Annotated in this window: 10 protein-coding genes; all 10 read left to right on the top strand. The window is 50.6% G+C overall.

Annotated elements, in window-relative coordinates:
* A partial coding sequence (locus tag L692_RS0119750) for a DNA alkylation repair protein (RefSeq protein ID WP_036724638.1) occupies nucleotides 1–466 on the top strand: 466 nt, incomplete at its 5' end.
* Between the two features lie 36 nt (nucleotides 467–502).
* Nucleotides 503–607 (top strand): sigma factor-like helix-turn-helix DNA-binding protein, encoded by a 105-nt coding sequence (locus tag L692_RS31310; protein ID WP_312000681.1) that lies wholly within the window; start codon nucleotides 503–505, stop codon nucleotides 605–607.
* Between the two features lie 233 nt (nucleotides 608–840).
* Complete coding sequence (locus L692_RS0119740) at nucleotides 841–1,764, top strand: NAD-dependent epimerase/dehydratase family protein (protein ID WP_025701776.1); 924 nt, start codon at nucleotides 841–843, stop codon at nucleotides 1,762–1,764.
* 44 nt (nucleotides 1,765–1,808) lie between these two features.
* Nucleotides 1,809–2,726 (top strand): hypothetical protein, encoded by a 918-nt coding sequence (locus tag L692_RS0119735; RefSeq protein WP_025701775.1) that lies wholly within the window; start codon nucleotides 1,809–1,811, stop codon nucleotides 2,724–2,726.
* Between the two features lie 1,004 nt (nucleotides 2,727–3,730).
* Nucleotides 3,731–4,555, top strand: coding sequence for a MetQ/NlpA family ABC transporter substrate-binding protein (locus L692_RS0119725; RefSeq protein ID WP_025701773.1), 825 nt, complete (start codon nucleotides 3,731–3,733; stop codon nucleotides 4,553–4,555).
* A gap of 169 nt (nucleotides 4,556–4,724) precedes the next feature.
* Nucleotides 4,725–5,015: a hypothetical protein gene (locus tag L692_RS32010; RefSeq protein ID WP_156940526.1), complete on the top strand. Its 291-nt coding sequence runs from the start codon at nucleotides 4,725–4,727 to the stop codon at nucleotides 5,013–5,015.
* A gap of 288 nt (nucleotides 5,016–5,303) precedes the next feature.
* The gene (locus L692_RS0119715) at nucleotides 5,304–6,455 is read left to right on the top strand and encodes a glycerate kinase family protein (protein ID WP_025701771.1); all 1,152 of its coding nucleotides are present in this window, start codon (nucleotides 5,304–5,306) and stop codon (nucleotides 6,453–6,455) included.
* A gap of 128 nt (nucleotides 6,456–6,583) precedes the next feature.
* Nucleotides 6,584–7,117, top strand: coding sequence for a DUF1572 family protein (locus L692_RS0119710; RefSeq protein WP_025701770.1), 534 nt, complete (start codon nucleotides 6,584–6,586; stop codon nucleotides 7,115–7,117).
* 18 nt (nucleotides 7,118–7,135) lie between these two features.
* The gene (locus L692_RS0119705) at nucleotides 7,136–8,038 is read left to right on the top strand and encodes an aldo/keto reductase (protein ID WP_025701769.1); all 903 of its coding nucleotides are present in this window, start codon (nucleotides 7,136–7,138) and stop codon (nucleotides 8,036–8,038) included.
* Between the two features lie 21 nt (nucleotides 8,039–8,059).
* Entirely contained in the window at nucleotides 8,060–9,022 is a 963-nt protein-coding gene (locus tag L692_RS0119700; RefSeq protein WP_025701768.1) for a 2-hydroxyacid dehydrogenase, read from the top strand.
* The last annotated feature ends 174 nt before the right edge of the window (nucleotides 9,023–9,196 follow it).

The following is a 9,196-nucleotide window of genomic DNA, read 5'->3' as shown; positions in this document are numbered from 1 at the left end:
AGAAGCCCCTCCCTTTAGGGATGGGAGTCATCACATGCTGTCTGATTATGTAGTTGCCGTAACCCTGGCGGAAGCGGATATTGCACAAGAGGTTGCCGATAAATGGATCGCGAGCGGCGAAGAGCTGAGAATGTCAGCGGGCTGGAGCTGTTACTGCTGGCTGCTCGGCAATCGACCGGACGATGAATTTTCCGAGAGCAAGCTTGCCGGTATGCTTGAGATGGTGAAAAATACGATTCATGATTCTCCAGAACGCACGAAATACGCAATGAACAACTTTTTATATACAGTGGCGATATCCTATGTGCCTCTTCATGATAAAGCGTGTGGGACCGCAAGAACTGTAGGCCCGGTAGAAGTCAATAAGGATAAGGCCAAAAGCAAATTTCTTCACGCTTACGAAAATATTCAAAAGGCAGTCGACAAAGGGCAGGTTGGTTTCAAACGCAAGCATGTAAGATGTTGATCGTGGAGAACATTACACCTGGGCTGATTAAAGCAATTGAGAGATCGCCAAAGAGCGGGCATTAGCCGCAGCTATGTAACGCAGATTGAGAAGCAGGCGCTGATGAAGCTGTATCATGAGTTTTTTAAGCAGAAGAAGTAGTGGAATGAGAAGAGACCTCCCGGGCGGAAGGTCTCTTTTTTATAAGGAAGTTGCTCAACTGGTTCTTGACAAACATTATCGATTCTCGGCTTCATGGTCTTTTCGCCCTTCCGCAGTCTACTCTATGGGAAAATATATCAGTGGATGAAGCTGTCATTTGCACAAGCCATTAGCTCCCTTGTTCATAGAATATAGTATCAAATTTATCCGTACATGTTGAGGGGGGGAATGAAATGCAGAAAGTAATAATCACGGGAGCTAATGGATTTATTGGTAGCTCATTAACGAATTTTCTTGCGAAAAAAGGAGTAACCGTATTTGCTGTAGTAAGAAACAAACTCTCTAATGTTGATACCATACTGAAAGATGACAACATTAATATCATCTATTGTGATCTGAATCATGCGGAGCAGTTAGAGCATTTGATAGCGGATCGAGATATCGATGTGTTTTATCATTTTGCTTGGACCGGTGCGTCTGGACCAGAAAGGGCAGACTATAAGGTTCAAATGGATAATGTATCCAGCTCTATGGAGTGTGCCAAGCAATCCAAGCTTATGGGATGTAAAAGATTCATTGCAACAGGTACTATTGGAGAGTTCATGGCAGAGCTAGCAATTAAAAATAATATCATTTCAGAGAATTTCACTTATGCTATCAGCAAGAACTTTTATCACTCATTGTTAGACATATATTGTTACAACCATAACATTCCCTACACGTGGTGCACTTTATCTGGTGTATACGGGATTGGGGATAGAACATCAAATATTATTAATTATACAATCAAAAAATTATTGCTTAGAGAATTGCCCGAATATACGAAAGCGGAGCAATTATTTGATTTCATTTATATTGATGACTGTATCAAGTGTTTGTTTGAAATTGGATTGAACAATGATTTGAAAAAATACTACTTTATTGGGGGCCCTTCTCCGCAACCTTTGAAAAAATTTATTGAAACCGCTAAAAATGTAGTTTCTCCTGACTCACAATTAGGGTTAGGGATAAGAAATGAAGATGGAATTGTGTACAAGAAAGAATGGTTTACAATGGATGAAACTATCACACATTTGGGCTTTAAACATGATTACTCTTTTGAAGAAGGTATAAAATTAACTGCTGAATGGATCAAATCAACGGGCGGAATCTATTAATATTCAAGTAAACACTGATTACCGAATGAAGAGGAGGACCCGTCATGATCATCTGCTCGGTGACCTGTGCAGACAATCTGCATGAGGCTAAAGTGATGGCAAGAATGACAAAAGTTCAAATGCCATATGCCCGCGTTATCATATGTCTTGTGGAGAAGTCGATGCATCCCGCAGCGCTTAACGTTCCATGGTTCGACGAAGTCATTCTGGCCAAGGATTTGGGAATCCCCGAATTTGAAACCAATATTCTAAAATACAGACTTTATGAGGCGGTAACCTCCATTAAACCGGCTTTTCTCCATTTTCTGTTTGACCGGTATCCGGATGAACTCAATATCGTATTCATGGATACGGATGTCATCCCTTACGCACCATTCGACGATCTGCTGTTTGCCCTGGAATATCATAACATCCTGCTGTCGCCTCACCTGCTCACGCCGTGCTCAGATCCGTGGAGCTATTTATGGGTGGGCTTCTTTAACACCGGCTTTGTGGCGCTTCGGCGGTCGGAGGAAACCATGCATTTTCTGGAATGGTGGGGACAGCGGCTGTACAGCTACGGGTATTACCAAGCACCCTATTATTGTGATCAGAAATGGATCGATCTGGCGCCAGCTTACTTTAACGTTACAGTATGGAAACACCCGGGGTACAATGTCGCTTACTGGAATCTGCATGAGTCCAGCCGGAAGATCATTTCGGCCGGGGAAGGGCGGTATTGGCTTGAAGACGGCCTTCCATTCGTCTGCTTTCACTATTCCGGAATAAACAGGGCTCTGCAGTACCATTTGAAGATGTGGATTCCCGATCATGAGAATACGCTGTATGAGCTGCTCCGGCTCTTTCAGGAAGAACTGGAGGTTATGGGAAAAGAAGAGCTTTCCCAGATCCCCTGGAGCTACGACTATCACACAGATGGCACTCCTATTACAGCGGAAGAGAGAAATAGCTATCGCCGCTGATGTCTGGTCTTTTGTTAATGGGTTCAAAATTTAGTTGGTTAACACCGTTCCTCCACGTTGGCGTTCTCTGGCTATTGTGGAGGGATGCCGCCCCGGGAGTTCTAGTTTACTGCGTTCGGTTATGCTAAGATGAGTGCAACCCATTGTGAGATTCTCCTGTGTAATGGTTAGTTGTGGTGACTCCATTTTACACGAATCTTTCATGGGCCTTTCTTTTTTTACCCCAATTTGCCCCTTCCCTCCTATAGCCACCGTCAGCGCCTATTCGAATTCAAGCAAAAAGCTTCGCCAGCGCCGCTTCCGCCAGTAGAGGGAAATAGCGGGCTGCGGGGAAGTAAAGCCGCTTCATCCAGGTTGAACTGCCGATGATGGAGAGCAAAGGGACTGGCTGTGCCGATATTTACGAAAGCGCCGGGAATGTGCCCCAGATAGAGCGCGAAATCCTCGCCTCCCATGTAAAACATACTTTTCCGATGCTAATTAATAATATTAGAATGTTAACCTGTATTTCTTCTTCTTGTCAACAGGATAATGAGAATGCAGTCAAAGACTGATTATCAGCTATAAACTGTATTGACGTTGTCCTTTTATGTATGTTAATATCCGACTAATTAATCCAATTAAACATATTGGGATTATAATTTTAAAAATAAAGGGGTCGTGATTAAAAAGGGGTTATCATCATAGGAGGCTGGCACAAAAAGAGAGATTTGAGGCCCTGCTGTCGGGGAACTGGCTGATCGCCCCGCTGTTAGCTGGTGGGGGCGTTTCTTGGACAAGGAACAGTATGCTGATGATTTGGCCGAAACGCAGTAGCTTTTTACGAAGCAATTTGATCGGGATTGGGTCAAGATCAACCCGAGAGCTACGTACTATGCGGAGGCGGGGGAAATATGGCGGACAAGCCGTTTATTCTGGCGCCCAATTGCGCGATCCCGGTGAGTGTAACCGACGAGAGGCTGCGGAAGTTTCATGATTCTATTTTTGAAAAGGGGACAAAAAAAGTGAGAAAATTACTAACAGTTGTATTGGCAGGATTAATTTTGGTGCTGAGCGCTTGCGGAAAGCAAAGCTCGTCCGGCGAAGAGAAGAAAGAAATCACCGTCGGATTTGGCGTGGGTACTTATGAGGAACAATTCCGTCAGGGCATTCTGCCGATCCTGGAGGAAAGGGGCTATAAGGTCAACATCAAAACGTTCTCGCAGAACATGCAGGTTAATCCGGCTATGAAGGAAGGTTCGATTGACGCCAGCATTTTCCAAAGCACGGCTTATATGGAAGCGATTAACAAGGAATTGAACGCGGAGATGGTAAGACTCGCCTTCTCACCCGGCGCTCCGCAAGGCTTGTACTCTGAAAAACACAAGTCCCTGGATGAAGTGAAAGACGGTTCTACGGTAGCGGTTCCTCAGGACCCGGTTAACCAGGAGCGTGCGATTCGGATTTTGGAAGAACTCGGTTGGGTGAAAGTAAAAGCCGATGCGGGTACAACGGATTTTAACCTGAACAGCGTTGAGCCGGGCAACGTCAAGCTTAAAATCGAGGTGCTGGACCCCGCCCAAATTCTGGTATCCTTGAAGGACGTAGATTATGGGGTAGTAAACGGAAATTACATTGCCAACGCCAAGAGAAAAATTACGGAGGCATTGAAGATTGAGAATACGCCGGAACAGCATCGGATCATCGTGTCCATCAATAAAAAAGACGAAAACACGCAATGGGCCAAGGACCTGAAGGCAGCTTACGAATCCAAGGAGTTTGAGGATTATATTAATTCCCAAGACAAGTATGACGGCTTCATTCTGCCGGAGGCGTGGAAAAAGAACTAAGGATTGATTGAAATGACCGGGCAGCGCAGAATTTGACGCAGCTTGGCTTCCATACCGCTTCGCTCGCGTTAAAAGGCAACACCATTGTCACCCGGCAAAGGGGAATATATTTTTAAATGATCCAAGCGGCTGTATCTCTCTTATAGAGGGAATACAGCCGCTTATTCGCTTGCCCGGGCGTCTGTTCTATTCAGTCTCCCCCGCCTCCGCCACCGCCGCAATCGCCGCCGCCGTAATCGCCGCCGGAGCTGTGTCCGCCGTGAGAGTGGCCTCCAAAGTCTCCGAATCCGCTCGAGCCATGCGTCCCGCCGCTATGTCCATGATCGTGAAAACCGCTATGCTGGCGGCCATCGTTGCTACCGGCGCCTCCATGATGATGCTGATGATTTCGTCCGTGGGAATCGTTCGGGGAAGAAGGGCTTCCGTCCTGTGGACTTTCGATGAGGTCTGGATTGGATAGCGCGAACATAGAGGGATCGTAGCTGCCCTTCCTGTCCGGGGGCTTTCCATATCTATCTTTACGCAACATGCTGCCGACAAGGATGAAAGCCAGAACAACAACAAATATAAGGCCAATGCTCATAAGGGGCATTCTCTCCCAACTAATTGTAATATCTAAATTATACCAGTGGTTAGGAAGGATAGGAAGCCTGAAAGATACGGTGACAGGACTGAAGTTTCTCGTACAGGCTATTAGTTGATATACTTCTAGACAGGCAAGCAGACAAGGATCGAAAGGAGTGATGCAATGAGAATCCTGATCGTGCCTGACTCCTACAAAGGCAGTCTCAGCTCGAAAGAAGTGGCGGACTGTATGGAGCAGGGAGTTCTTGAGGCGATGCCGGAAGCGATTGTCCGTAAAATACCGATTGCCGACGGCGGCGAAGGCACTGTGGAAGCGATGATAAGCGCGCTGAACGGAGAATACCGCGAGCTTGAGGTGGTGGGCCCGCTGGGTGATCCCGTCACTGCGGTTTACGGCGTGTATGACAAGGGGCGGGCCGCAGTGATCGAAATGGCGGCGGCGTCGGGGCTGACGCTGGTTCCGAAGGAGAAGCTGAACCCCATGGTGACGACAACCTACGGCACCGGGCAGTTGATCAAGGAAGCGCTTGAGAATGGCTGCCGGCGGCTTGTGATCGGCATCGGGGGCAGCGCCACCAATGACGGCGGCATTGGCATGGCACAGGCTCTGGGCGTAAAATTTCTTGATGCGGGGGGAGAAGAAATCGGCTTCGGCGGCGGAGAGCTGCATAGAATCGCGACGATTGACATATCCGGTATCCACCCGGGGATAGCCGGGTGCATGGCGACGATTGCCAGCGATGTTACGAATCCGCTGTGCGGGGACAGAGGGGCTTCGCGGGTATTCGGCCCTCAAAAGGGCGCCACGCCGGAGATGGTCGAGCAGCTTGATTCGGGCCTAAAGCATCTGGCGGAAATCATCCGCGAACAGCTTGGCATCGATATAGCCGAAGCTGCCGGAGCCGGGGCCGCTGGCGGTCTGGGCGCGGGACTCATCGCGTTCCTGAACGCGGACATGGCCAAGGGTATCGATATCGTGCTGGAGGCGGCGCGTTTTGACGAAATGGTTCAGGCTGCCGACCTTGTTATAACGGGTGAAGGACGCACTGATGCCCAGACAGCATTCGGCAAAACGCCAGCAGGAGTGGCGAAGCTGGCCAAGAAATACAATAAGCCCGTGATATGCGTGTCCGGCGGCGTTGCGGCCGATGTTCGGGATTTGTACAGCATCGGGCTGGACGTCGTCATTGGAGCCACACAGTCGCCGATGACGCTGGATGAAGCCATCCATAACGCAGAAGCAAATATACGCCATGCCGTAGCTTCCGTCATCCGGGCGATGCGGATTCCGCAGAAGTACGGGGCTCCGCAATAAAGTTCAGGCAGCCGCCGAATGGCTGCTTGTTCTCCTGAAAGAGAGGTCTGGAAGACAGGACCTTCGCGGCTCTTTATGGAAAATAGGGTATGCTTGCCATAACCCATACGAAACTGGAGGGATTAGAATTGATTGAGCTGGTTCAAGACGCGCTGGATTATATGAACGATCAGTTGAAGAGCATCGAAACAAGCCTGCTGCTCCTGTCGGATGAGCAAATCTGGACAAGAATTAAGCCTGGCATGAACAGCATCGGCAATTACTGTCTGCACCTTGCGGGCAACGAATATCAGTACTTTGTAACAGCCGTTGGCGGCAGGCCGCTGATCCGGGAGCGCTCCAGGGAATTTTTCTCGGAGGGCGGATTGTCTCGGGATGAGCTGGTCGCCAGGCTGAAAGAAGTGAGAAGTCAATCCGAAGATATTCTCTCCTCCTTGTCGGAGGAGGATTTGAACCGTGAGGTTACCATCCCTTACGATCTTGAAGACTGGAACCGGATGAAGCGGGCCCAGGCTTCCGAAGAAGAAGCGAAGGACGTCAAAATCATTCGGACTCTGCTCGTGAGAATCTCGGCGCATTACGGCTTTCATACCGGACAGATCGTTCTGTTGGCCAAAATGTTATCCGGGACGGAGCGGCATATATCGGGGAACTATCATTAAGGAAAGAGGGGCATACCGATGAACAACTCCGTTAATGAAGCAAGCATAACCGAAATTGAAAAGGCTCTTGCGAGCAGCCGGATTGCCCTGCCGGATGGAACGGTTGTGCCCGGAGTCGGGCAGGGAACCTGGTGCATCGGCGATGACGCTTCCCGCAGAAGCGAAGAGGTGAAGGCGCTCAGGCTGGGCATCGAGCTCGGGATGAAGCTGATCGACACTGCAGAGATGTATGGCGAAGGACGCTCCGAGACAGTGGTGGGTGAAGCGGTGCGAGGCATCCGGGACAAGGTCTTTCTTGTATCCAAGGTATATCCGCACAACGCCGGGCTAAAGCGCATCGCCAAAAGCTGCGAGGACAGCCTGAAGCGTCTTCGGACCGATCATCTGGATTTGTACCTGCTGCACTGGAGAGGCAGCGTTCCGCTGGAAGAAACGGTTCAGGGCATGGAGCGGCTGGTGGAGCAAGGGAAAATTGCAAGATGGGGCGTGTCCAATTTTGATACGGATGATATGAAGGAGCTGTCCCGGCTTGCCCGGGGAACGCACTGTGTAACGAATCAGGTGCTGTATCATTTGGGATCGCGCGGGATTGAGTTCGATCTGCTCCCCTGGCAGCGCGAGAGACAAATGCCGATTATGGCGTATTCGCCGCTTGCCCAGGCGGGGGCGCTGCGGAAGGGGCTTGTTCAAAATGCTGCGGTTAAGGCAATTGCCGCGGCGCATGGCGCCTCTCCCCTGCAGATTCTCCTCGCCTGGTGCGTCCGGGAAGGGGATGTTATTGCGATTCCCAAAGCTTCATCCCGGGAGCATGTGCTGCAGAATGCGGCTGCGGGCCTGATCCGCCTGAGCGCGGACGAATTGCGGCAGCTCGATGAGGCGTTCCCCGGACCGGCCCGTAAAATGCCGCTTGACATCATATAAATTATACGGAGGAATAGATAGATGAAACCAAAGGCGATTGTATACAGCAAACTGCCCGAAGAAGTATTGGAATACGTCCGGGAGCACTGCGACGCGTCATGTTTTGATGCCCATGACAGCTCTCCCGGTTCCCCTTTCGCGGAGGCGCTTCAAGAAGCGGAAGGGCTGCTGGGGGCCGGACTGAGGGTCGATGCGGCCTTTCTGGACCGCGCTCCCCGTTTGAAGATCGTGAGCAATATTTCCGTCGGCTATGATAATCTGGATATTCCGGAAATCAGCCGCCGCAGAATCGTAGCGACCAACACACCGGGGGTGCTGAACGATACGGTGGCCGATACCATCTTCGGTCTGCTGGTGGCAACGGCGCGCCGGATGCCGCAGTTGGACCGGTATGTCCGGGACGGAAAATGGAAGGATTCGCGGGATGATGCCCAGTTCGGCCTCGATGTGCATCACAAGACGCTCGGCATTATCGGGCTTGGCGGCATCGGAGAGAAGATTGTTCAGCGCGCCCGGTATGGATTCGATATGGATATTATTTACCATAACCGCTCCCGCAACCCCAAGCTGGAGGAAAAATACGGTGCGGTTTACCGCACATTGGGCGAGCTGCTGGCGGAGGCGGATTTTGTATGCCTCATGGCGCCGCTGACGCCAGAGACCCGGGGGATGATCGGCGAGCGCGAGTTTAAGCTGATGAAGAAGAGCGCGATTTTTATCAACGGATCAAGAGGTGCGACCGTCGATGAAGAGGCGTTGATCGAAGCGCTGCGGAGCGGAACAATCTGGGCGGCGGGCCTGGATGTGTACGTGCAGGAGCCGCTTCCGGATAATCATCCGCTTCTGTCGCTGGATAATGCCGTGCTGCTGCCGCATATCGGCTCGGCAACACGGGAAACGAGGCTTGAAATGGCCTGGACGGCGGCGCGAAATCTGGTGGCGGGGCTTACAGGGAAGACGCCTCCGAACCCGATTCAGGCGTAGCAGAGAAGACGGACGCTCCCGGAGCGCAGCTCCCGGCTGAGGGAAATCAAACGAACCCATTTTCCACATAAAAGCGGAGAATGGGTTCGTTTATTTGCTGTGTTTCGGGGTCGCGAAGGAGGGGGTCAGACGCGTCCTCGATGCTTGAAATAGTTGACTCCGGTACGTCCCGAT

The organism is Paenibacillus forsythiae T98 (assembly GCF_000520735.1).
GTDB lineage: Bacteria > Bacillota > Bacilli > Paenibacillales > Paenibacillaceae > Paenibacillus_AQ > Paenibacillus_AQ forsythiae.
The sequence above is the reverse complement of the archived record's forward strand: the minus strand, read 5'-3'. Positions and strand labels throughout refer to the sequence as shown.

Bases quoted from the DNA above. Each gene is read 5' to 3' on its own strand.
- L692_RS0119735 (WP_025701775.1), top strand. From the start codon at position 1,809: ATGATCATCTGCTCGGTGACCTGTGCAGACAATCTGCATGAGGCTAAA.
- L692_RS0119705 (WP_025701769.1), top strand. From the start codon at position 7,136: ATGAACAACTCCGTTAATGAAGCAAGCATAACCGAAATTGAAAAGGCT.
- L692_RS0119715 (WP_025701771.1), top strand. From the start codon at position 5,304: ATGAGAATCCTGATCGTGCCTGACTCCTACAAAGGCAGTCTCAGCTCG.
- L692_RS0119740 (WP_025701776.1), top strand. From the start codon at position 841: ATGCAGAAAGTAATAATCACGGGAGCTAATGGATTTATTGGTAGCTCA.
- L692_RS0119700 (WP_025701768.1), top strand. From the start codon at position 8,060: ATGAAACCAAAGGCGATTGTATACAGCAAACTGCCCGAAGAAGTATTG.